The sequence below is a fragment of the Dolichospermum sp. UHCC 0259 genome (assembly GCF_009711935.1).
In the GTDB taxonomy this organism is placed as follows: domain Bacteria; phylum Cyanobacteriota; class Cyanobacteriia; order Cyanobacteriales; family Nostocaceae; genus Dolichospermum.
The window spans coordinates 1-25,116 of sequence record NZ_VIKX01000143.1 but is presented as its reverse complement, the minus strand read 5'-3'; the positions used below and the strand labels follow the sequence as shown (position 1 = coordinate 25,116).

General features: G+C 38.4%; 21 protein-coding genes. 12 read left to right on the top strand and 9 right to left on the bottom strand.

The window, feature by feature from the left end; translation table 11 throughout:
- The first annotated feature begins 93 nt into the window (after positions 1-93).
- From FJR05_RS11555 to FJR05_RS11520, 8 genes are all read left to right on the top strand, one after another.
- A complete protein-coding gene (locus FJR05_RS11555; protein WP_168644224.1) occupies positions 94-1,251 on the top strand; it encodes a glycosyltransferase family 4 protein in 1,158 nt (385 codons plus the stop codon).
- A gap of 20 nt (positions 1,252-1,271) precedes the next feature.
- Positions 1,272-2,369, top strand: a complete 1,098-nt coding sequence (locus tag FJR05_RS11550) for a glycosyltransferase (RefSeq protein WP_168644223.1) — start codon at positions 1,272-1,274, stop codon at positions 2,367-2,369.
- Positions 2,370-2,426: 57 nt separating this feature from the next.
- The gene (locus FJR05_RS11545) at positions 2,427-3,863 is read left to right on the top strand and encodes an oligosaccharide flippase family protein (protein WP_168644222.1); all 1,437 of its coding nucleotides are present in this window, start codon (positions 2,427-2,429) and stop codon (positions 3,861-3,863) included.
- 44 nt (positions 3,864-3,907) lie between these two features.
- Entirely contained in the window at positions 3,908-5,182 is a 1,275-nt protein-coding gene (locus tag FJR05_RS11540; protein ID WP_168644221.1) for an O-antigen ligase, read from the top strand.
- Between the two features lie 47 nt (positions 5,183-5,229).
- Positions 5,230-6,309, top strand: coding sequence for a glycosyltransferase family 4 protein (locus tag FJR05_RS11535; protein WP_168644220.1), 1,080 nt, complete (start codon positions 5,230-5,232; stop codon positions 6,307-6,309).
- Positions 6,310-6,405: 96 nt separating this feature from the next.
- The gene (locus FJR05_RS11530) at positions 6,406-7,161 is read left to right on the top strand and encodes a WecB/TagA/CpsF family glycosyltransferase (RefSeq protein WP_168644219.1); all 756 of its coding nucleotides are present in this window, start codon (positions 6,406-6,408) and stop codon (positions 7,159-7,161) included.
- Positions 7,162-7,173: 12 nt separating this feature from the next.
- Positions 7,174-8,352 carry an endo-1,4-beta-xylanase gene (locus FJR05_RS11525; protein WP_168644218.1) on the top strand — a complete coding sequence of 393 codons (1,179 nt, stop codon included), beginning with the start codon at positions 7,174-7,176 and terminating at the stop codon, positions 8,350-8,352.
- 25 nt (positions 8,353-8,377) lie between these two features.
- Complete coding sequence (locus FJR05_RS11520; protein WP_168644217.1) at positions 8,378-10,612, top strand: polysaccharide biosynthesis tyrosine autokinase; 2,235 nt, start codon at positions 8,378-8,380, stop codon at positions 10,610-10,612.
- Positions 10,613-10,792: 180 nt separating this feature from the next.
- On the opposite strand, the gene kdpC is transcribed toward FJR05_RS11520, so the two are convergent.
- The 3 genes from kdpC to kdpA form a co-directional block, all read right to left on the bottom strand.
- Positions 10,793-11,392: a K(+)-transporting ATPase subunit C gene (gene kdpC, locus FJR05_RS11515; protein ID WP_168644216.1), complete on the bottom strand. Its 600-nt coding sequence runs from the start codon at positions 11,390-11,392 to the stop codon at positions 10,793-10,795.
- Positions 11,393-11,479: 87 nt separating this feature from the next.
- The gene (gene kdpB, locus FJR05_RS11510) at positions 11,480-13,576 is read right to left on the bottom strand and encodes a potassium-transporting ATPase subunit KdpB (RefSeq protein ID WP_168644215.1); all 2,097 of its coding nucleotides are present in this window, start codon (positions 13,574-13,576) and stop codon (positions 11,480-11,482) included.
- 286 nt (positions 13,577-13,862) lie between these two features.
- Positions 13,863-15,548, bottom strand: a complete 1,686-nt coding sequence (gene kdpA / locus FJR05_RS11505; protein WP_168644214.1) for a potassium-transporting ATPase subunit KdpA — start codon at positions 15,546-15,548, stop codon at positions 13,863-13,865.
- Positions 15,549-15,849: 301 nt separating this feature from the next.
- Between kdpA and FJR05_RS11500 the strand changes: the two genes are divergently transcribed.
- Positions 15,850-16,584: a DUF1995 family protein gene (locus FJR05_RS11500; protein WP_168644213.1), complete on the top strand. Its 735-nt coding sequence runs from the start codon at positions 15,850-15,852 to the stop codon at positions 16,582-16,584.
- Between the two features lie 216 nt (positions 16,585-16,800).
- A complete protein-coding gene (gene dnaN, locus FJR05_RS11495) occupies positions 16,801-17,952 on the top strand; it encodes a DNA polymerase III subunit beta (RefSeq protein ID WP_168644212.1) in 1,152 nt (383 codons plus the stop codon).
- Between the two features lie 77 nt (positions 17,953-18,029).
- Here the strand turns inward: dnaN and FJR05_RS11490 are convergent, their stop codons facing one another.
- From FJR05_RS11490 to FJR05_RS11480, 3 genes are all read right to left on the bottom strand, one after another.
- A complete protein-coding gene (locus tag FJR05_RS11490; RefSeq protein WP_371416878.1) occupies positions 18,030-18,161 on the bottom strand; it encodes a hypothetical protein in 132 nt (43 codons plus the stop codon).
- Between the two features lie 86 nt (positions 18,162-18,247).
- Entirely contained in the window at positions 18,248-18,739 is a 492-nt protein-coding gene (gene psbV, locus FJR05_RS11485; RefSeq protein WP_168644211.1) for a photosystem II cytochrome c-550, read from the bottom strand.
- A gap of 177 nt (positions 18,740-18,916) precedes the next feature.
- Complete coding sequence (locus tag FJR05_RS11480) at positions 18,917-19,357, bottom strand: hypothetical protein (RefSeq protein ID WP_168644210.1); 441 nt, start codon at positions 19,355-19,357, stop codon at positions 18,917-18,919.
- 318 nt (positions 19,358-19,675) lie between these two features.
- On the opposite strand from FJR05_RS11480, the gene FJR05_RS11475 reads away from it, so the two are divergent.
- Complete coding sequence (locus tag FJR05_RS11475) at positions 19,676-20,518, top strand: lysophospholipid acyltransferase family protein (RefSeq protein WP_168644209.1); 843 nt, start codon at positions 19,676-19,678, stop codon at positions 20,516-20,518.
- 34 nt (positions 20,519-20,552) lie between these two features.
- Here FJR05_RS11475 and FJR05_RS11470 read toward each other — a convergent pair whose 3' ends face one another.
- The 3 genes from FJR05_RS11470 to FJR05_RS11460 all read right to left on the bottom strand — a co-directional run bounded on the left by FJR05_RS11470 (position 20,553) and on the right by FJR05_RS11460 (position 24,014).
- Positions 20,553-21,278 carry a DevA family ABC transporter ATP-binding protein gene (locus tag FJR05_RS11470; protein WP_168644208.1) on the bottom strand — a complete coding sequence of 242 codons (726 nt, stop codon included), beginning with the start codon at positions 21,276-21,278 and terminating at the stop codon, positions 20,553-20,555.
- A gap of 253 nt (positions 21,279-21,531) precedes the next feature.
- Positions 21,532-22,713 carry an ABC transporter permease DevC gene (devC, locus tag FJR05_RS11465; RefSeq protein WP_168644207.1) on the bottom strand — a complete coding sequence of 394 codons (1,182 nt, stop codon included), beginning with the start codon at positions 22,711-22,713 and terminating at the stop codon, positions 21,532-21,534.
- Entirely contained in the window at positions 22,710-24,014 is a 1,305-nt protein-coding gene (locus FJR05_RS11460; RefSeq protein ID WP_168644206.1) for an ABC exporter membrane fusion protein, read from the bottom strand. The genes devC and FJR05_RS11460 overlap by 4 nt, the downstream gene beginning before the upstream one ends.
- Before the next feature lie 123 nt (positions 24,015-24,137).
- On the opposite strand from FJR05_RS11460, the gene FJR05_RS11455 reads away from it, so the two are divergent.
- Positions 24,138-25,016: a TetR/AcrR family transcriptional regulator gene (locus tag FJR05_RS11455; RefSeq protein ID WP_168644205.1), complete on the top strand. Its 879-nt coding sequence runs from the start codon at positions 24,138-24,140 to the stop codon at positions 25,014-25,016.
- Positions 25,017-25,116 lie beyond the last annotated feature (100 nt).

Below are 25,116 nucleotides of genomic sequence, written 5' to 3'. Positions count from 1 at the left end.
CCTACTTCTACCTACCCTATAAACTCTCGAAAGTGGGGGGAGAGTGAAAAACTACTTTTTAAACCCACCAATTTAAGTCATGGAGATATTTAAGTGAATACGTCTAAATTCAAAAAAATGGTATTGACAGGAAAACCAGAGTTTACAAAACGGAGACAGGGCTTATGTCAAGCACTATCTCAACATTATCAAAGTGTAGAAATTATTAATAATACGTCTGAGTGGTATGAACAAAAGCCTCTGACATTGATATTAAAGCTGTTTTATGCTTTGTGCGTATTTTCTTTAGGTAAGGCTGATTGCTTGTTACATAAAAATCAGCAAGCGTTTATGATGCGATCGCTCAATATAGAACGTCAGATTAGGCAATTAAAATACTCTCCAGATATAGTATTTCACATATTTTCTATGTCTAGCCCATTTTGGGAAAATTTTGATATTCCTTTTGCTATATATTTAGACTATACAATGGCTCTATCGGAGAAACATTGGCAAGACTGGGCTTTTTTTCTTAACTCTAAAGAACGTGATGCTTGGATAGAGTGCGAATCAAAAACCTACGAACGCGCTTGTCATATTTTCGTGATGAGTAATATCGTTAAAAACTCTTTAATCCAAGATTATGGCATAAATTCTCAAAAAATAACTGTTGTCGGTGCTTCTGTGAATTTTCATCAAAATAAAATTAATCCCAAAAAGAAAACATTTGGTAGCAAAAAACTGTTATTTAATAGCTCAGATTTTCGCAGAAAGGGGGGAGATATAGTTATCAAGGCTTTTATAAAAGTCAAAAAAATGATACCCGATGCTAAATTAGTTGTGATTGGTAAAAAACTAAATCCACTAACTATCAGCCATATAGACGGGGTAGAAAACATAGGTCAAATTTCTTCACCCGAAAAAATGGAACTTCTCTTTAGTGAAACTGATTTAGTTATTGCACCAGCCCGGTGCGAACCATTTGGAATTTTTTTACTTGATGCGATGAAAAATGGTGTTCCCTGTGTCATCACTGCTGGTAATGGTAATGGGATGCCGGAATTTTTAGAAGACTGGATAGATGGTATTATCATACCTGAGTTAGATCCTGAATTAATAGCTAATACTATTATAAAACTTCTTAGTAACCCTAATCAATTATCATTAATGTCTGAAGCAGGAATATATAAAATGCAAACTAAATTTAATTGGGATAATATAGCCAAAGAAATCGTAGATGTATTAGAAAATTCAGCTTGTTTAGAAAAGTAATTTTTATCAGGAATTATCAAATGACAGACATAGCATTCTTTTTGGTCAATCTTAATGGTGGTGGTGCGGAAAAAGTCATGCTAAGTTTAGCCAGTGGCTTTGCAGAAAAGGGACTAAAAGTAGATTTAGTGGTAGCTATTCTCGAAGGAGAATATTTATCCCTTGTATCACCAAAGGTAAGATTAATAGATTTGAAAAGTAGTAGATTAATTAGTAGCTTACCTTCATTAATTAGTTACCTGCGGCAAAATCGTCCTCAAGTGCTTATTTCTGCACTCGAAGATCCGAATACTATAGCCGTAATTGCTAAACGCTTGGCTGGTGTTTCTACTTCTGTGATCTTAACTGTCCATAATCATCTTTCTCGTGCTTCTAAACAGTCAAAAAATCTAAAAGTTAAACTCATCCCCCTCTTCGTGCGGCTATTTTATTCCTGGGCTGATGGTATAGTAGCAGTATCTCAAGGGGTGGCTGAAGATGCCGCTCAAATGAGCAATTTACCTCTAGATAAAGTCAAAGTTATCTACAATCCAATTTTTACCAATGATTTAATCGAAAAATTTGATCAACCTGTCAACCATTCTTGGTTTTTACAAAATCAACCACCTGTAATTTTAGGTGTAGGACGACTTACTAAACAAAAAGATTTTCCTACCTTAATTCGCGCTTTTGCTTTGGTAAAAAAGCAGTATTCAGCTAGGTTAATGATTTTAGGTCAAGGTGAGGATTTGCCTAGCTTACAAGCTTTAGTTACAGAATTGGGTTTAGAAGAAGATGTCTGTTTTCCTGGATTTGTTCCTAATCCTTATGCGTATATGAAACAAGCTTCCTTATGTGTATTATCTTCTATATTTGAGGGTTTTGGTAATGTCCTTGTAGAAGCAATGTTAGCAGGAACTCCTGTTGTTTCTACTGATTGTGAAAGTGGACCAGCGGAAATTTTAGCTGATGGTAAATATGGAGATTTAGTAGCTGTTGGTGATTTTGAAAGTTTAGCAACTGCGATGATTAACACCCTAAAAAATCCCCTTGATTCTCAATTATTACAAAAAAGAGGACAGGAATTTTCTTTAGAGGCTGCTTTGACAAAATATGAACAATTACTTAAATCTAATTGAAAATAGCTCCTCTCACCAGTCTTAAATATCAAAAAAATAAATCAATATTTATTACTCATGGAAAACCGCAAAATTATTGGTAATTCTCTCGCAATATTAATTAACCGACTAACACAAAGCGTGACATCGTTTATTTTAATAGCACTTATTGCCCGGATTTTAGGCCCTTATAATCTGGGACAATATACCCTGGCATTTAACTATTATTATCTGTTTATGACCTGTATTTCCCAAGGGTTAAAAACATTATTTACCCGTGAATTATCCCGTTATCCAGAACAAACATCAACTTATTTAATCAGTGGTTCTTTACTACAGTTATTTTTAAGTTTAATTGGTTATCTAGGATTATTTATTTTAGTATTAATAATGCCATATAGTTCAGACACATCTATAGTTTGTTACATATTAGGCTTAATGATTGTCCCATTTTCTCTTTCCAATATTACGGAAGCTATTTTTCAAGCCCAAGAGAAAATGTATTTAATTACTATCAGTACAACACCAATATATATTTTAAGAACTCTTTTAATAGCCTGGGCAATTACCCTCAAGTATAACCTCAATTTTGTTTGTGCATTTATGGTTATATCTGAGACATTAATTCTCTTGATTCAACTGCTTTTAATTATTCCATCAGTTAAACCTCAATGGCAAATAGAATGGAATTTTATGTGGAATAATTTAAAATATGCTCGGACATTTATAGTGATCGAAGGTATGGCAGTCGTAAAAGGAAGAATGCTGGTAATTATTCTCTCTTTATTATCAACTGAGGTAGTTATTGGTTTATATGGTGCTGTTAGTCAATTAATGCAGCCTTTTGAAATTATTGCCCATAGTCTGGTAGTTGCTGTTTTCCCAGCCATGTCAAAGTCTGTCATCTTAGGTAAGGAAAAACAACGTGATTTGGCAGAAATGATTATTGAGATATTATTGTGTGTAGCATTACCACTAATTATTGGGATATTTTTTATTGGAGAAGAGACCTTAGTTTTATTTTATGGAGATGCAAAATTTGCTGAGGGTGTTGTAGCACTGAATATCATGGTAGTGGGACTACTGGTGACTTCATTCACCAGACCTTTAGGCTATTTATTAGTTGCTAATGGTTTTGAAAAGGTTAATTTAATTGAAGTATTTACTGGTAATTTAGTAACTATTTTTGCAGGTATACCCCTGATATATTATTATCAACTAATAGGAGCAGCATTCACGGGACTACTTTTGTCCGTTGTTTCATCTGGTCAATATATATATGGAGTTTGTACTCGTCTATTTTATTTAGATATCAAAAAAATTGTCACTCGTCCCTTATTAATTGGCATTTTTATGCTAGTTGTATTTTTAGGTTTAAAAATGGTCACTAATAACTTAATAATTACAATGATTAGTGCAACTGTTGCTTACACGATATGCGCTGTTTTTCTAGTTGTTCATGCTGTAGGAGGAATAAATATAGCTTTATCAAAAATATTGATAAATAAAAAATAGTTGCTTTATAAACACATTATACAATTACAAATATAACCTAATCTATGAATAAGATTTTAAAAATTATAGAATACCCCTTTAGCGTTTTATCTTTGATGCTTTATACTGGAGGTCCTTTAACAGTAATTCTCTCTGGAGGAGCAAGTGAAGGAGAATCTGGAGGAGGTGATGATGCTGACAACTCTTTGATAAAAATAGTATTTTTATTTATTTATTTAATTACCTTTATTTTATTATCATTTAGATGGAAAAAGGTAGTTTATGTCTTAAGTAAAGATAACTATATAATCCTATTATTGGGAATAGTCACAGCTTCAATTTTATGGTCTATTAATTCAGAAATTACCATCAGTCGTTGTATAGCTATAGTTGGTACAAGCTTATTTGGAATTTACTTGGCAAGCCGCTATACACTGAAGGAACAAGTAGTTTTATTAGGTTGGACTTTCACAGTAATTACACTGTTAAGTTTGCTTTTTATTGTGGCGTTGCCTAAGTTTGGTATTATGGGTGGAATTCATGCAGGAGCTTTTAGAGGAATATATACTCATAAAAATGTTCTGGGTAGAATGATGATCATGAGTATAATAGTTAATTTATTACGAATTAATCTTGATAAAAACCGTTCGATTATCTATGTTACTTTAAGTTTATCAATGTTACTTCTATTGTTTTGTCGTTCTTCCGCCGCACTATTGAACTTTTTCAATGTTATTATGATATTTCTAATATTTAGAACTTGGAGATGGCATTATGAGATGATGATTCCTTTCTCTATCGGCATGATTACCTTAATTATCTGTGGTGTGATTTGGTTTAATGAAAACTCAGCCATTCTCTTTAGTGCTATTGGCAAGGATGCCAGTCTCACTGGGAGAACAGAGTTGTGGCCAATTATCTTGAATATGATTTGGAATCGTCCTTTCTTTGGATATGGTTACGGTGCATTTTGGGTGGATACAGATAATCTGACAAATGTATGGTTTATGGCTGGTTGGGAAGCCCCAAATGGACATAATGGAATCTTAGATTTATGTTTAAATGCAGGTTTGATAGGAGTTATTTTCTTTATGCTTAGTCTATGGAAAACCTTACGCAACTCTTTTATTTTGCTACGATATAGTACCAGTTCTGAGGGATTTTGGCCATTAATATTCATAGTCTGTTTAGTTTTATCCAACTTAACAGAAACTGCATTAATGGTACAAAATGATATTCTTTGGGTTCTCTATGTAGCTATTGCTTATTCGGTTTTAATTCCAGAGGAGGAAGAAATTGAAGCTGCAAATGACCTGATTACAGTTCCACAAATATATTGAGAAATCCTGAAATTTAAGCTTTAAATTACTAATTGATTATTAAACTTATGAAAATTAAAATTATGATGATTGGCGCTAGTCTGGAACAAAATGGGGGTATAGCTACTGTTGAAAAGCTCATCCTTAAACACGCCGATAAAAATCTGGACATTCAACATATTACTAGCCATGACGAGGGTAGTATCAAACATAGGTTAATGGTATTTAATCAAGCTTTAATTAAGTTATTATGGAGGCTAATCACTCAAAAAATAGATATTGTCTATATTCACCTTTCAGATGGTGGTAGCTTGATCAGAAAGTCTATTATTGCCCTGATAGGATTGATTTTTAATAAACCTGTGTTCATACATACTCATGGAGCAGAATTTCATGTTACTTACTCACGTCTACCCAAATGGGCAAAGCAATGTTTAAGTAGCCTATTTCGCAGGTGCAATGGTTTCATTGTTTTGTCTACTATTTGGCAAGATTTTTATGTCACTAATTTAGGTTTAAATCCTCAACGGGTTTTTGTTTTACCTAATCCTACAGAATTACCTATGACAGTTCCTCAGCGGTGCAATATAGAAAAGGTAACTTTGCTTTTTTGTGGACGAGTTGGTGAACGGAAGGGGGCATTTGATTTAATTAAAGCTTTTGCTAATTTACCTTATGCAACTAAAAACCGTTCGGAATTAATTCTAGCTGGAGATGGAGATATAGAACAGGGACAAGAATTGGTTAAAAGTCTCAATCTTGTTGATAATATTACATTTTTGGGTTGGGTCGACTCAAAACAAAGAGACAGTCTGTTAAATCAGGCAGATGTCTTTATTCTTCCTTCCTATAATGAAGGTTTACCAATGGCAATACTAGAGGCTATGGGTTGGGGTTTGCCAATTATCTCTACTCCTGTGGGGGGGATTCCTGAATTAGTAATTACTAACAAAAATGGTTGGCTGGTAACTCCTGGGAATATTAAACAGTTATCACAGGTGATGCAATCTTTGGTGGAAAATGAAGAGTTGAGGTTATCTTTGGGGAAAAATGCTAGAGAAACAGTTATGCCTTTTGATGTTAATAACTATTGCCCTCAACTAGTCAATATATTTAACAAATGTACAAATATAGCAATCCCATTATAAGCAGCAGCAAGGGAACGCAGATGGACGCAGATAAACGCAGATGATTTTGTAATTTAAGTTTCCATAAATTCAAATAGTTGAAAATAAGTAGAACCTATGAAAACGAACATTGTTGGTGTAAAAATTGATAAATATAGCTTTGAGGAAGTGGTAAATATAGTTATAGAGTATGCAGTTTCTGGAGGTAGTCCAGAATATGTGGTGACACCGAATGCTCAACATATTTTAACTTTACAAAAGGATGCTGATTTTCAGGAAATCTATAGTAAAGCTTTTTTGACAGTACCAGATGGTGTGCCATTACTATGGGCAGCTAAGTTTTTGCAAACACCACTTAAAGGTCGGGTGAATGGAACAGACTTGTTTGAAAAGGTATGTGAAAATGCTGCTAGTAAGGGACTAAAAATATTTTTGCTTGGTGGTCGTCCTGGTGCGGTTGAACAGGCTGCGGAGGTTCTTCAAGGTCGCTATCTAGGGTTGAAAATAGTTGGTATGTATTGTCCTCCCTATGGGTTTGAATCTCAAACAGAAGAATTAGAAATTATTAACTCTCATATTAAAGATGCAGCCCCAGATATCCTATTTGTGGGATTGGGCGCTCCTAAACAGGAGAAGTGGATATATGCCAATTATCAACAGCTAAAAGTACCTATTTCTTTGGGTATTGGTGTTAGCTTTGAGTTGGTTGCAGGTATGGTGAAAAGAGCGCCAATTTGGATGCAAAATAGTGGGTTAGAGTGGTTGTTTCGCTTCATTGTTGAGCCTAAACGCTTGTGGCAACGTTATGTAGTTGGTAATCCTTTGTTTATTTGGTTGGTGATTCAACAACGATTGGGAATAACTAAGTTTTAATAGGTGTTATTTATGGCTGATAATTTTTTATTGAATAGAAGAGATGTGTTGAAGTTAGGGTTAGGAACTTTAACGGGTATGGGTGCTGTCGCCTTTGCTAAAAATGTATCTCTTCAGCAACAAATTCAATCTGATGATCATTTGACGAGAAACTTTAATACTTCTGGAAAAGGTACTTTAAAAGAACGTGCTGCGGCTAAAGGATTGATTTATGGAGCGGCAATTCGCTACCCTGATTTATCTTCTGATTCATTACTAGCTGCTGCTGTGGCTAAGGAATGCGGAATGTTGGTTCCAGAGTGGGAATTGAAGTGGTCTGCTGGAAAACAGGCTTTACGTCCTAATAAAGATAATTTTGATTTTCGGGCGGCAGATTGGATGGCTAATTTTGCTAATAGTCATAACCTACTTTTTCGCGGACATACTTTAGTTTGGCATGATTCTTTACCGCCTTGGTTTAAATATGAGGTGAATCGTCAAAATGCTGAGTTATTTTTAACAAAACATATTAATAAAGTGGTAGGACATTATGCAGGGAGGATTCATTCTTGGGATGTTGTGAATGAAGCGATCGCTCTGTGGGATAAGCGATCAGATAATTTCAGGAAAACTCCTTGGTTGGAATATTTAGGAACAGATTATATTGAATTGGCTTTCAGACTGGCGGCGATTGCTGACCCGAAAGCTTTGTTAGTTTATAACGATTATGATTTAGATTATGATACCAGCAAACATGAGGCCAAACGCAATGCAGTATTAAATCTTTTACAACGGTTAAAGTCTAAGGGAACACCTGTTCATGCTTTAGGTATCCAAGCACATTTATCTGGTGATAGTAAGAGTTTTAATGCCCAAAAATTTCGTGCCTTTCTCGGTCAAGTAGCAGGATTAGGGTTAAAAATTATGATTACTGAGATGGATGTCAAAGATGATAAATTACCTAAAGATCCGCAAAAACGAGATCAGGCGATCGCCTCTGCTTATGAAGATTATCTCTCTGCGGCTTTAGATGAAAAGGCTGTAAATACCGTTATTACCTGGGGTTTGAGCGATAAATATACCTGGCTGAGTGAGTTTAAACCTAGACCGGATCGCTCCCCAGTTCGTCCTTTACCATTGGATGACAAAATGCAGCAAAAATTAGCCTGGAGAGCGATCGCTCGCGCTTTTGATCATGCACCCCAGCGATAGAAAAAATCTTTACCAGTGAAAAATTATGTCCAAAAGTTCTATAGAATCTAGAGAAGCTACTGATTTAGACTTCGGCCGTTACTTATTAATGGTGAAACGGCAATGGCTACCTGCCACTAGCGTTTTTATAGCTACAGTAATTCTCAGCGCTATAGCTACGAATTTTATGAAACCATCCTATGAAGCCGAAGGAAAACTATTATTTAAACTTCCCTCCTTTCAAGTCTTAGGTTCTAATCTCTTAACTGGAGGTTCTGAAGGAGGAAGCGGAGAACTAAAACCCCTGGTATCAACTCAAAATCCCATTAATACAGAAATAGAAATAATTTATTCACCGGCTGTCTTGCAACAAACAATCAACCGATTAAAACTCAAAAATAAAAATAAAAAAGGTGAACTCGTCAAAGTTAAAGATTTGGAAAAAGCTATAACTATAAAAGTTATCGGTGGTACAGATGTTGTCAAAATTGCTTATCAAAGTCCTAATCCCAAAGAAGCAGCCGCAGTAGTGAATACAGTGATGAAACTGTATGTAGAAAATAATATTCTCACAACTCGTGGCGAAGCTGAAGCAACCTATAAATTTATGGCGAGACAGTTACCACAAGTACAATCTGCCGTTCATCTTACTGAAGTGGCATTACGCAAATTTAAACAAGAAAATAATATTGTAGATTTAACAGAGGAAACTAGATCAACCGTTGCCATTATGGGCAATTTAGACAATGAAATTAATAATGTCCAAGCACAGCTAGAAGATATAAATGCTCAAACTAATGCACTGCGCCAAAAAATAGATCTAGATTCTCAGCAAGCGATCGCCGTCAGTTCCCTCAATAACTCCCCCGCAGTGCAAGGAATTCTCACTCAACTGCAAGACATAGACCGACAATTAGCCGTCGAACGTAGTCGCTATTTCGACGACAACCCAGTAATTACCAGCCTAGAAGCCAAAAAAGCCAACTTAAATAATCTTCTGCAAACTCAAATTCAAGAAACTATTGGCGATTCCACACAAGTTCCCGAAGGACAATTACAAATCGGAGCGATTAGACAACAATTAATTCAAAGTTTCTTACAAGCAGAAGTACAACGCTTTGGATTATCCAAAAAATTAGCTTCTCTATATAATTCCCGGACTGAAGTTAAACGCCGAGCTAAAATCATCCCCATGTTGGTACAAAATCAGCGGGATTTAGAACGCAAAGTCGAGGTAGCTCAATCCACCTATGAAACCATCTTAAAAAAGGCTCAAGAATTACAGGTAGCACAAAATAAAAATACAGCGATCGCTCGCATTATTAGTCAAGCTGAAATTCCTAAAAAACCATTAGTAACCAAAAAAATTATTGTCGTATTGCTAGGTGTTTTATTAGGAGCATTCTTTGCCAGCACCACTATCATCTTAATGGAAATGAGAGATAGGACTGTGAAAACAATTCAGGAAGTTAGAGACATATTTAAATATACTTTCTTGGGAATAGTCCCATCGCCACAGAAAAAAGCCAAAAATCGAAATCAGCAAAAAGAAGAACCAGTCGAAGAAATTATTGTCAGAGATGCACCCTACTCCTTAGAGAGTGAAATGTACAGAATGATTCAAGCTAATCTGAGATTATTAAGTTCAGATAAATTATTGAATACTATTGTTGTCACCAGCACCGTTGCAAAAGAAGGAAAATCTACAGTTACAGCTAATTTATCAGCGGTACTAGCTCAACTAGGATATCGAGTATTACTCGTAGATGCAGATATGCGGATTCCATCTCAGAACCATCTCTGGCAAGTCAACAGTATAGTAGGTTTGAGTGAAGTCCTAGTTTCTCAAGCCGAATTCAAAGTCGCCGTATGTACAGTTATGGATAACCTGGACATCTTAACTGCTGGTATTAGACCACCTAATCCTTTAGCCTTACTGAATTCCCAACGCATGGAATCACTAATTACAGAATTTTCTGCTCAATATGATTTTGTCATTATTGAAGCTCCACCATTACTTGTTGGTGCAGATGCTCTCACTTTGAGTAAAATGACAGATGGTATGTTGCTAGTCGCTAATCCTGATGTCCTAGACCTGAAAAGTGCTATTAGCGCCCAAGAAATTTTAAATAATTCTAAATGCAACGTCTTAGGCTTATTAGTGAATAGCTCAAGTGATCAAGATAAACCTAAAAATAATTATTTATATAATTTCGAGGATTCTTTGAAAAACCAAGCACTTAATAATCCCTTTTTATCAATATGGGAGAAAATTAAGTAGGGTTTGCTGAATAAATCGAAAACTCTTTCTAATTCTTCCCCATGACTCCTTTTTCCTTTCTTTCTCCTTTCTTTCTCCTTTCTTTCTCCTTTCTTTCTCCTTTCTTTCTCCTTTCTTTCTCCTTTCTTTCTCCTTTCTTTCTCCTTTCTTTCTCCTGACTCCTGACTCCTGACTCCTTAACTAATTTTGCTGACGATTAATATCTTGTAAATCCAAAGCATAATTTAAACGTAAAAGATTTACCCCTGGCTCACCAAAAACTCCTAAAAACCTGCCATCAAGATACTTATTAATCAAAGGAATAATATCATCTTCCCTAATACCCCGTGCCTGTGCTACTCTCTCTATTTGTTGTTGTGCTGCTTTTAAAGAAATATGGGGGTCTAAACCAGACCCGGACGTATAAATCAAATCAGCCACAGGTTGTTTATCCTGATTCTGCAATTTTTCCACCTGCTTGAGAATACGTCCCTTAAGTTCTGGATTCGTAGGAGCTAGATTACTACCTCCAGAAATACCAGTAGGTTGAGCTTTTTTACCTTGACTATATCTAACAGCGCTGGGACGACCATGAAAATAACGATCAGATGTAAATCCCTGACCAATTAAAGTCGAACCAATAGGTTGATCATTGATATTTAAAATCATACTGCCATTAGCGGAAATCGGGAAAAAAGACTGACCGACTAGCAATATAAAAAGAGGATAGACAATTGCTGTTAATAACCAAATTACCAAAGTTATTCTAATGGCTTTGACAATTTCTCTAAAAATAGACATAATTTAATCTTGAATTTTATTTTATAACAGGAAGTAGGGGCGCAGGGCCTGCGCCCAATCAGGATCTAGACCTATTCACATAATTATTTAAGCTAAACCCACAAATGTAATCATCATATCTATTAATTTAATCGCCATAAATGGAGCAATTACCCCACCTAAGCCATAAATTAAAATATTTCGTTGCAGAAGTTGATTAGCGGTTAAAGGTCGAAACTGAATACCTTTTAATGCTAAAGGAATCAAAGCCGGAATAATTAAAGCATTGTAAATCAACGCCGACAAAATAGCCGAATTAACGCTACTCAACTTCATAATATTCAAACTTCCTAAATTAGCAGCAGTGAAAAGTACGGGAATAATCGCAAAATATTTAGCAATATCATTAGCAATAGAAAACGTCGTCAACGCTCCCCGAGTAATTAACAATTGCTTGCCGATACTAACGATATCAATTAATTTGGTGGGATCAGAATCTAAATCCACCATATTAGCCGCTTCCTTAGCTGCTTGCGTTCCCGTATTCATTGCCACACCTACATTAGCTTGTGCCAAAGCAGGAGCATCATTAGTTCCATCCCCTGTCATCGCTACAATTTTACCCTCAGCCTGTTCCCGTTGAATCACACTGATTTTATCTTCTGGCGTAGCTTCAGCAATAAATTCATCTACTCCAGCTTCTTTGGCAATCACAGAAGCAGTAATCCGGTTATCTCCCGTCAGCATGATAGTCCGTATTCCCATCCGTCGGAGTTGGTCAAATCGTTCGCGGATACCTGGTTTAACAATATCTTTGAGATAGATAACACCGTAAACTTCGTTATCAAGACAAACAGCTAAAGGTGTACCACCTTGATGAGAAACTTGTTGATATGCAATATCTAATTCCGGTGTATCTTGTCCATGACGGGAAAGAACAAAACCTTTAATTGCTTCTACAGAGCCTTTCCGTACTTCCCTACCCCCAGGTAAATTAGTACCACTCATGCGGGTTTTTGCCGAAAATTCTATCCCTTGCGCTTGTTTGCGGTCTAAATCAAAATTTGCCCCTAACTTTTCTGCCAGTCGGACAATAGATTTGCCCTCGGTCGTATCGTCAAAAATACTAGCTGCTAAAGCCACGTTAGCAATTTCCACGATTGAGTGGCCATTGATGGGGATTAATTCTTCTGCTAAACGGTTGCCAAGGGTGATTGTTCCGGTTTTGTCAAGAACCAGGGTATTGATATCTCCACAAGCTTCTATTGCTCTACCAGAGGTGGCAATGACGTTAAATTGGGCTACTCTGTCCATCCCGGCAATACCGATGGTACTCAGTAAACCGCCAATGGTTGTGGGGATAAGTGCTACCAAAAGAGCAATGAGAACCGGCACACTCACAGGACTATTCACATAGTAGGCAAAGGCGGGTAAGGTGGCTACTACGAATAAAAATACTAAGCTCAAAACTGCTAATAATACTGTTAAAGCAATTTCGTTAGGGGTTTTAGTCCGTTCTGCTCCTTCGACCAAGGCAATCATCCGGTCAATAAAGCCTTGCCCTGGTTCAGCAGTAACACGAATAATCAGTTCATCAGAAATTATGCGTGTACCACCTGTAACTGAACTGGCAACGTCTGAACCTGATTCTTTGAGAACTGGGGCAGATTCGCCTGTAATTGCTGATTCATCCACAGAGGCGACACCCATGATTACTTCACCATCTGCGGGAATCACATCACCTGAGACTACATATATAGTGTCTCCCTGTTTTAAGCTGTCGGCAGGAACTTCTGTAATTGTGCCGTCAACGGTGATGGTTTTGGCAATGGTGGCTGATTGGGTTGAACGTAAAGTATCGGCTTGGGCTTTACCTCGTCCCTCGGCTACGGCTTCAGCAAAGTTGCTAAAGAGAACTGTGAATAATAAAATGCCCGTTAATAGTCCGTTAAACAGATGGAGATTTTTTTGATTTACTGGACCGAATAATTCAGGGTAAATGGTGACACAGAAAGTAATAATTGTTCCCATCCATACTAAAAACATAACTGGATTTTTGATGGCATACTGGGGATGCAGTTTAATAAAAGCATTTCCTATGGCTCGGAAATACAGTCCTTTATTAGATACCCGTGTTTTTCTGTGTTTCTTACGGCGATAACGAGGACGGGGAACTTTAGAATTAGAGGTAGTTGCTGAGTTCATATATAAGTAATTTTTTAGGAGTCAGGAGTCAGCACTTCGACTTCGCTCAGTGACCAGTCGGGAGTCAGGAGTCAGGAGTCAGGAGTCAGGAGTCAGGAGTCAGGAGCGATGCCCTGAGCTTGTCGAAGGGTCAGGAGTCAGGAAGAAAGAATGAAGAAAGAATGAAGAAAGAATGAAGAAAGAATGAAGAAAGAATGAAGGAAGAAAGAAGGAAGAAGATAATTTTCTCCCCTGCTCCCCTGCTCCCCTGCCCCCTGCTCCCCTGCTCCCTATTCCCTCATTTTTTCTAACTACCAGAAGCGAGTTTAAAGCCTTCGGCGATTGGGCCTAGAGCTAGAACAGGGAAGAATGTGAGGATGCCTAAAATTAGGATGACACCAGCGGTAATCCCAGTAAATAGTAGAGAATCAGTTTTCAAAGTTCCCCGGCTTGCTGGACTGACTTGTTTTTTAGACATACTATCAGCTAAGAGCAGTAGGGCAATAATGGGTATATAACGTCCTGCAAAAATACTGACAGTTGTACTTAAGTTCCACCATAATGTGCTGTCATTTAATCCTTCTAGGCCAGAACCGTTATTGGCTGCGGCTGAGGCGTATTCATAAACTACTTGGGAAATTCCATGAAAACCTGGGTTACTAATTCCTGACAAGGATATAGGATAAGCTAATGCGATCGCACTAGGAATTAAAATCATCATGGGGTGAATTAATAGGACTACACTAGCCAGAACAATTTCCCGTTTTTCAATTTTGCGTCCAAAAATTTCTGGTGTGCGCCCTACCATTAAACCGGTGATAAAAACTGTGAGAATTAGATATATGAAGAGATAAGCTGTTCCTATGCCTTGTCCTCCCCAAATTATTTGTAAAAATAGGTTGAATAAGGTGGAAAATGTGCCACTGGGCATGAGGGAATCGTGCATTCCGTTGACAGCGCCGCACATAGTGGCTGTGGTTGTAACTGCCCATAATGCGGTTTGCGCCCAATCAAATCTGACTTCTTTGCCTTCTAAGTTGGATAATTCTAATTGCAAAGCATTGTTAATGAGCGGATTTCCTTGTAATTCTCCTGTGGCTGTAACGCCAATGAGAACGACAAAGATGATAAATACCATTGAAAATAATAACCAGGTTTGTTTGAGGTTGTTGGCAAATACTCCGTAGGTGTAAATTAGGGAGGTGGGGATAGCCAGCATGGCAATGATTTCTATTAGGTTAGAAGCACCATTGGGATTTTCAAAAGGATGAGCGGAATTAGCTGCAAAAAAGCCGCCGCCATTTTCTCCTAACATTTTGATCATTTCCCAGGAGGCTACTGGCCCTCTGGCTATGTACTGGATTCTTCCTTCTAATGTTTCTACTAAGATGGTTTTGGCTAGGGTTTGAGGTACACCGGCGATGATGAGAGCGATCGCCCCCACAATAGATAAAGGTAATAATATTCTAGTGATAGCCTGGGTAAAATCCACATAGAAATTCCCCAGTTTTCTCCCCGTTAACCCCCGAATAAAGGCAATTCCTACGACTAAACCACTAGCCGCTGAAGTAAACATTAAAAAACCTAAAGCTGATGTTTGACTAAAATAACTAAAGGTGTTTTCTGTGGCGTAGTGTTGTTGGTCGGTATTGGTCAGGAAGGAAATTGTGGTATGTAGTAATAAATCCCATCTCATCCTCCCCAGTTCATTGGGATTCCAGGGTAGAAATTTCTGATAATAAAGCAGCGCATAAACTCCCACACCCATGACTAAGTTACTGCATAGTAAGGCGCGGATATACTGCCAACCGGTCATATCATTTTTTTTACCCACACCCCCTAAAATATAAATTATTGCTTCTATGGGCTTCATCACCGGATCAAGGATTGTCCTCTCTCCCAAAAAAACGCGGGCTATGTATTTTCCTAGTATTGGCGTAATTAATACGACAATACACAGCGTTAAAGCAATTTGTAAAAAACCTTGACTCATGTAGTTTGCACTCTATTCAACTGAATTTCTAAGTAGGTTGGTGTTAAAAATTGTCGTTATGGCAAGGGAATAGGGCAGCAGGGGGCAGGGGAGCAGGGGAGAAAATTATCTTCTTTTTTCCTCTTCCTTCTTTCTTCCTGAACTCCTGACTCCTGACTCCTGACTCCTGACTCCTGCTATAACACTCAACAATAATGCCTAAATTACTAATAAATTGAATTTTTAGTGATTGGATGATTTTTCATACCACCTAAATCAATATAGTAGAGAATTAAATATTAACCCAGCGACTTGATAAACTATGGCTGAACTACCAAAAACCTTAGAAGATGCGATCGCTCAATCTTGTGAAGCGGTAAAATCAGCTTTAGCTGATGGTATAACTCGGATTCAAGTTGAGTTATTATTTCCCGAACTCAAATTTATGACGGTTGCAGAACAATTTCTCCCCCAATTTACTGAATACGAATCCCGTCTCAAAGTCTTCTTTGCTGATGCCGGTGCGGCTGCTTTAGCCCGTCGAGATTGGACAGACGCACAATTCCAAATTTCCGATATTGGTACTGGTAGGGCTGCATCCCTAGAAGCAAAAATTCAGCCAGAGGATGAAATTTTCCTATTTATCGCCCCCACCTCCGTAGAAGTCCCACAATTAGAAAAGCTGTGTGAACTGATCGGCGATCGCTCCGTAATCATGTTAACACCCCGACTCGAAGATTCCAGTGTAGTTGGTATCGGTTACACAGCCAGAGAAACCCGTCGTCGCTTCATTAGTACCATCGAATCTTGTTACTATATCCGTCCTGTAGATGATGAATCTGCCCTTTTCCGTTGCTACCCTGGACAATGGGAAGTATGGCAAGAAATAGAAAACGAATATCAAAAAATTGTTGAACTCTCCAAAAAACCCTCCGGTGACGAATTAGACGCAATTCTTATGGGGGGACAAACGGCAAACACTACGGACGCTACACCCACCAAAAAACCTAGTGTGTTTAAGAGTTTACAACGGTTTATCAAGGCTTTAAGCAGTTAAAATCACACAGTAGGGGCAAACCCCCTGTGGTTGCCCCAAATATCGGGGTAGGCACGGGGGTCCCAATCTTTTATATAATTTATTGCCCAATGAATTCGGGTAGGCACGGGGGCGCTACCCCTACATTCAATCTCAATCTTTTATATAATTTATTTTGCCTGCCTATTTACCAATTACAATTACCAATTACCCATTTTCCCATTATTGAATTTAAAGATGAAATTAATCTGTTCTCAAAGTGATCTTAGTAGCAACCTTTCTCTCGTCAGTCGTGCAGTCCCCTCCAGACCCACTCATCCTGTTCTTGCCAATATCTTATTACAAGCAGATGCCGAAACTAATCAAGTGAGTTTAACAGCCTTTGACCTCAGTTTAGGTATCCGTACCAGCTTTAGTGCCGAGGTCTTAGAAGGAGGGACAATTGCTCTCCCTGCCAAACTACTTGTAGACATCACCTCTCGTCTACCAGAAGGGGAAATCACCCTGGATGATCAATCAGCAGATAATACCGGAGAAGGTATAATTGTTACTCTCAAACCTAAAAGCGGACGTTATCAAGTCCGAGCAATGGGCGCGGAAGAATTCCCCGAATTACCTGTGATTGAAAACGCCGAAGCAATTACTCTCACCACAGCGGCACTAATTGAAGGATTGAAAGGTTCTTTGTTTGCTACTAGTTCCGATGAAACCAAGCAAGTCCTTACAGGCGTACATTTAACTCTCAAACAAGATACTTTAGAATTTGCCGCCACCGACGGACACCGGTTAGCAGTTTTGGAAACTACAAATGAGCGGCCTGTAGAAGGAAGCGAACAGGTAGAGGTGACAGTACCGGCAAGAGCATTACGAGAACTACAACGGATGTTAGGACATAACTCCACATCAGAAGAAACTGTAGCCGTATATCTTGATCAAGGTCAAGTAGTATTTGCTTGGCAAAATCAACGCCTCACCAGCCGCACTTTAGAAGGACAATATCCCGCTTATCGGCAATTAATTCCTCGGCAATTTGAACGCCAAGTTACATTAGAAAGAAAGCAATTTATCAGCACTTTGGAACGCATTGCTGTGTTAGCAGATCAGAAAAATAATATTGTCAAAGTCAGTATTGATAATGCCAATCAAGAAATTACTCTATCTTGTGAAGCGCAAGATGTTGGTAGTGGTACAGAATCAATGCCAGCCCAAATATCTGGGGAAGATATAGACATTGCTTTTAATGTCAAGTATCTGATGGAAGGTTTGAAGGAATTACCATCTTCAGAAATTCAAATGCACTTGAATCAAAGTTTAACTCCGGTAATTTTCACGCCTTTGGGTGGATTGAAAATGACCTATTTGGCTATGCCTGTACAGCTTAGAAATTAGTTTTTAAGTCATTATTTAGCTGTAAGGGTTTAGCACTGCTAAACCCCTACCTATAGAATCAAGCTTATGAACGTGATTTAATAATAAATTTTACCGCCACCCCATTTAGTGCCGACAATTTTTGGTTGGAGGAGAATATGTCCAGCGATCGCTGTCAAATCATCTTCGGTCAGATTTCGCATTTCTGTGAAAATTAGTCTTCTAATCATATTTATCGCCAAAAATTTTGATAATCAACAAGTCAGGGAATCTATGATATTTTCCCTGACAATTTGTATGACTGAATCAGGATAGTTTAGTAATAAATTTTACCGCCACCCCATTTAGTGCCAACAACTTTGGGTTGGAGGAGAATATGTCCAGCGATCGCATTCAAGTCCTCTTCGGTCAGATTTCGCATGACTCGGAAAATATTTGCACTCTTCAAACTGGGGTGGATTTCTGAAATTTCTGTTGCGCCATCATAGGTAGTGGGATTTTTCATATAGTCCACCAAACCTTCAATATTATTGCGGTTAGGTAAAGCCCCTGCTAAGGTTTCAGGTTCAAGTCCCACATTTTGGTTAGTCTTGGTAACACCACCAGCATGGCATTGAGCGCAAGCGTAATTGAATAGTCGTTTGCCTTCTTTGACTTGTTTTAAGCTGAGAACAACTGTATCACCTTTGTCATTTAATGGCACTGTACGGATAGCTTCATCCAGTTCTACCGCTGTTGCAGTACCGACAACCATCTGTAATGTCAGCAAAATAGTAGCAACAACAACACCAATTAGTCTTTTAAACATATTTCTCCTCAAAGATTTTATTGAATCACTGTAATACCAATATCATGTTAGGAGTCCAATTTGTTGGCAAAAATACGATCCCTTAAACTCTTGTAATTTAAATTTCTAGATAGGATAGGAGAAACAAAGCTAAAATTGTTGTTGTCTTAGCAATACCATGAAAATCGTACAGGTGTACTATTTCAATGCTTGTTTTTGCTTAGAAACGACAAGGGTATAACTGTAATTTTTTAGAGCCAATTCACCCACATATACTGAATATTTACCTGGTTGCCAGTAACCGGAGAGTTCTGGGTTGCCACCGCTATTACTATCAGCAAGCACACAAAAACGCCCTCCCGGTCCGTCAATTAATAGCGTTGGCTGTCCTTCGGTCGCTGCTGTCAATCGTAGATAGGGCAATGGCTCTGTAACTTCAATTATTTGATTAGGCGCGGTGTTAATATTCCCACAATTACTCTTCACAGATCCACCAGACTTGCCTTTTAGTATTAATGGTTCTGAGGCCAAAGTAGAATCAATTATGGTTGTCGGAGTGCCAGCAAAGCTGGACTGATTCAGTAATAAGCCCATTGTGAGTGCTACGGAAGCAATTGTAAATAGCTTCAAAGTTTTCATGTTATTTCTATGCTCTCAAATGTTTGAATTGTTGGGGTTTAAGCAAAAATATACTAATTCAAAGCTAATAATCAGGTTTTAGCGTTAATAATCATGTACGACTTGACGGGTTTTGATTCTATAGATTTTAGCGTTATTAAGTAGGGCTTTTAGTAAGTGTTACAGATTACTTATTTAGACGGGAACAATTAGATTGTGTTCCTACTGAACATTTTATCATTCCAGAGTGGGGAAAACATTTGGAAGATTGCGTTAGGCTGGATAAAACTGCAAAACAGCGGATTGTCTGATCCGTATAAATCCTGATAAAATTTCCCGATGTTCAAACTAAAGCATCTTCAAACCACTAACACAGGGTGGTCTTTGGATCAACGAGATCCAAGGTTCATCGAATCTATGATGCCTATCTTGGGCTTGTTATATAACTGTTATTTTCGAGTCCAAACCAGTGGCTGGGAAAATGTCCCCGATGAAAAAATTCTCGTTGTCGGTTCTCATAATGGCGGACTTGCTTCTCCTGACACATCCATGATGTTATATGATTGGTTCCGGCGCTTTGGTGTGGAACGAGAAATTTATGGTTTGATGCACCCTAAAGTTTGGGATGTGTTTCCACCGGCGGCAGAAATGGCGATGAAGGCTGGCGCTGTGAGGGCGCACCCCAAAATGGCTTACAAGGCTTTGCGGACTGGTGCTAGTGTCTTGGTTTATCCTGGTGGTGCTGAGGATGTCTTTCGACCCCATGCGATGCGGGATAAAATTTATTTTGCCGAACGGAGGGGGTTTATTAAGTTGGCGCTGCGGGAGAATGTACCAATTGTGCCAGCGATTTCCTGGGGGTCACATGATACTCTGATTGTCTTGGCTGATATGTATGAAGTTATGCAGCAATTTCATAAAATGGGGATGCCTTGGCTGTTTGGGGTTGATCCTTTAGTGTTTCCTATTTATTTGGGATTACCTTGGGGATTGGCTTTTGGACCGCTGCCTAATATTCCTTTGCCTGTGACTATCTATACTAGGGTTTGTCCACCGATTGTGTTTGCACGCTATGGAAAAGAGGCTGCAAGCGATCGCACTTATGTGGATGAATGTTATGAGTTAGTCAAAAGCAAAATGCAGCAGGAGTTAGATATTTTAATTCAACAAGCCAATCATTAAAATCATCCTGGCGGTGCTTTTGTCGCCAGGTATTTCAACTAACTACATCTTGTAAAGAATCACTTTTTTCGCGGACAAGATGGCCGTCTTCCATGTAAACAATGCGGTCAGCAATATCTAAAATGCGGTTATCGTGGGTAACGAGTAGAATTGTACAATGATGTTCTTTAGCTAGTTTCTGCATTAGTTCGACTACATCCCGTCCTGATTGTTTATCTAGTGCAGCGGTGGGTTCATCGGCTAGGACTATTTTTGGTTGGCTGACTAAGGCACGAGCGATCGCCACCCTTTGTTTTTGTCCCCCTGATAAACTATCTGGATAGTAATGGAGACGATTTCCCAATCCTACTTCTTCTAACATTTTTTGGGACTGGATTAACATTTCTTTTCCTGACATTTTCGGATGCACTTCTAAACCCATTCTCACGTTTTGGATTGCTGTTAAGCTACCGTGTAAGTTATGGGCTTGAAAAATATAACCGTTATTTCTGCGGGCTTGGGTTAATTGTTTAGCATTAGCTTGACATAGTTCATTACCTAATATCTGTAAACTTCCAAATTGGGCAGAACGTAACCCACCAGCTAAGGTTAATAATGTAGTTTTACCTGAGCCAGATGGGCCTGTCATGATCACAATTTCTCCGGCATTTATGGTCAGGTTGATATTAGATAAAACTTGTTTTCGTAGTTGTCCAGAACCGAAGTAATGATCAAGGTTTTGGATGGAAATTACAGGTTTTTGAGAGTTAATATTGTTCATGGTTGATTCAGGATTTTTTGTACACAGAGAAATCACGTTTTGATGTAGGTTGGGTTGACACAAGGAAACCCAACATTTTTAAAGTTTGTGTTTAATGTGTCAGAATTGAGGATACAGAATGAATTAGCGTTTTCGAGTCATTATTGATAGTTGAGGGAAAAACAGGTTTCTCCAGATTATTGCTAAAAACAAATATTCTGACTCCTGACCCTTCGACAAGCTCAGGGCATCGCTTCTGACTCCTGACTCCTTCCTAAAACATATCGGCTGGGTCGGCTGATTGGAGTTTATTTGTGGCGATCGCACCGGAAATAGCACACATAATTATTGTCATGATAAAAACCATTACTGCTCTAGTTAAAGTCATATATATTGGTAAGTTTGTAGCGTTTCTGGCTAGTTGATAAAGTCCTATGGGAATGATAAAGCCAGGAATGAAACCTAGTGTCGCTAAAATTAATGCTTCTTCAAAAATTATTCCTAATAAATATATATTAGGATAGCCCATTGCTTTAAATGTCGCATATTCTTTAAGATGGGCATTAACATCGGTGGAGAGAACTTGATAAACAATAATTACCCCCACCATAAATCCCATAGATACCCCTAATGTAAAAATAAATCCAATGGGACTTTCTTTTTTCCAATAATCTTCTTCAAATTTGATAAATTCTTGGCGTGTTAAAACTTTTACATCTTGATTATCTTGGAGGTGAGATTTTAAAGCCGCTGCTACTTGCTGGGCATCATAGCCTGGTTTTAGGTAGATTAATCCGAAATTAATACTGCCTATTTGTCGTTTGGGAGAAATACGAATGAAGTTTTCAGGACTAGAAATGATTGTCCCATCCGCCCCAAATGATGAGCCTAATTTAAATAATCCACTAATATTAATTGTCCGTTTTTCTATTTCTGTGGTTACGGTTTGACCTGCATCAATTTGACTCAAAATTTCTTTGTACTCTCCTCTGGCCGCCCGATCAAAAAGAAAATTATCTGGTAATTTAATTTTATCTAATTGGGCATTAACTTCTGGTATATTTAATGCCAATTGTTCAGGATTAAAGGCTACTGCTTGAACTGTGGTTTTGCGTTTGGTTTGGGGATTTTTCCACGTCACCATACTGATATACATGGGTTCAGCAGCCTTGACACCTGGAACATCAGCCGCTTGAAACAGCCTTCTCCGGGAAAAAGTAGACATATTTTGCATATTCCGGCTTTGCGGACTAATTAAAATGATGTCTGCCAGGACAGCCCGATTTAAGGTAGTGTTACTGTCATACAAGGAGTTTTGAAAGCCAAGCTGCATAAAAATGAGTACGTCTGCAAAGGCAATACCGGATAAAGCCACTAACAAACGACTTCTATTGTGATTGAGTTGCAACCATCCTAAAGGAGTGCGTCTTTGGATTGCTTGAATAAATCCGATCATAGTGAAATTACCGCCTTAACTTGTAAATTGGTAAATTTTGCGGCTTTTTTACTTGCGGCTTCATCTAGCTGAACATGAACTTCTACAACTCTGGAATCAATATTGTCAGTGGGGTCAGAATTGATCACATTTTGCCGTTGCACTTTCCAGCCAATCCAATCTACTTTTCCCTGTAATTCGCCTGATAGGGAGTTACTAGATATTTTTACCTGTTGTTGGGGACGGATTTTATTAATATCACTTTGGTAAACTTCCACTACTGCATACATCTGATTTATTTGTCCAAGTTCGACAATGCCGTTATTGGATACTACTTCACCTGCACGGCTATAAATGTCAAAAATCACACCATTTTGAGGTGCTTTAACATAACTTTGATCTAAATTAGCTTTTGCTTGTGCGGCTGCGGCTATGGTACGGTTAACTTCAGCTTTGGCTGCGGCTATGTCTATGGGACGGACTTCGGCTATTTTATTTAGGGTAGCTTGGGCAGAGGAGATTTGTTTACTACCTGTGGAATTGATCCGGGTAAGGGCAGTTTTAGCTTCACTAATTTGCCTACGTCCTGTACTATCAATGCGATTGAAGTTGGCTTTAGCTTCGCTCAATTGTTGGGTAATGGTATCAACACTGAGGCGTTTACTGTCAAATAATGACTGAGAAATTGCTCCATCCTGGTAAAGTTGCTGATAGCGTTGTAGTTCTACTTGAGCATTTTTGAGTTCGGCTTGTAATTTATTAATTGTGGCCTGTTGTGCGGTAGTTTCTCCTTGCCATTGTGCTTCTAATCTAGCAACTGTTTGTTTTTGTCCGCTTTCATCACCAAGCTTTTGCGCTTCTATTCTGGCAATATCGGCTTTTTGGGCTTCTATTTCGCCTATTTTCGCGCCTGATTGCACTTTTTCTAAGTTTACCTGGGCAATCTTCACGGCTGCTTGGGCTTCTTGATAAGCGGCTTGAAGACGGGGACGATTATCTAAAATGGCTATTATTTGCCCCGCTTTGACTTTATCCCCTTCTTTAACCAAAAGCTGTTCGACTCGGCTACCTTGACTAGATGTAGGTGCAGAAAGTTTGATGACTTTGCCCTTGGGTTCAAGTCTTCCCAATGCTGTCACCGTTTTAATTTGTGGTGTATTTACTTGGGCGGCTTGGATGACAGTATTTTGAGATTGAATTTGTGAAAATCTATACCCTTTAATTCCCAGAATTGCCATAATTATGGCTGTTGTCAGCATCATTAGTTGACGGGAACTGGGTTTCCAGAATGCGGAATCTTTAGCTGTTACATCACGCACCATAAGTTTTCCTGTATGATTGAGGATGGGAGGTAAACTAATCAGTTTAGTTATACAAATAAACTAAACCGTCCATTCCAATTTTGTCAATAGTCACTGCAAAAATAATTAATCTGGGTAGCTGATATGCAAAAAAAGAGCAAAGAAGTCGAGGAAAGTCCAGTAGAAAGATCCCTGTTAGTAGAGAAAGTTGATGCTATCCTGGCTGGTGCAATGCAGGAATTTTTGGCCAATGGTTACGCTGCGACAACGATGGATAAGGTGACAGCAGCCGCAGGAGTGTCGAAAACAACGGTATATAGCTACTTTCAAGATAAAGAAGGATTATTTACGGCGCTGATTGAAAAATTAGTGCAGAAAAAATACTTGGCAGTTTTTAACCCCCAAGATCCGCAATTTCTCGCAGGAGAACCGGAGATAGTTCTGCGTCGGATTGCTAACAATATTTTAAATAATATTGGTTGTTCACAGGAATTATTGAGTTTTGTGAGGTTGATTATTGCCGAATCTGGGCGTTTTCCCTCACTAGCGCAGGTTTTTGTTCGCAATGTAGATAAAACTGGTTTAGATACAATTACCCAATATTTTGCGGCGCATCCAGAATTGCAATTACCTGATGCAGCGGTGGCTGCAAGGATTTTTCTGGGGACTTTAGTGCATTTTAAGATTATTCAGGATATGCTGCATGGTCGAGATATTTTACCAATGGAGAGCGATCGCTTAATTGATAATTTAGTTAATTTAATGATCAGTAATAAAATAGATATACATGGCAATAAGTTTTCAGGAACAAGGCACAAATCACCCAGACGCAAGCGTACATCAGGAGGACAATTTCAGGCTGATTATGGTTCTGAGTCTAAAAAGTTGCGGTCTATCCGGCTGACAGATACAGCTTGGTCTAAGTTGGATCAATTAGCCGCAGCCAATAATTTGACCCGCAGCGAGATGATTGAAATTTTTGCTCGTCAAGGATTTGGGGATGATCAGCAGTCGGGAGATTAATTTTGTATATACATGGAAAATTAGGAGTCAGGAGTCAGGAGTCAGGAGTTCAGGAGTGGGGGAAGTAGGGAAGTTAGGGGGGGTGGGGGAAGTGGGGGAA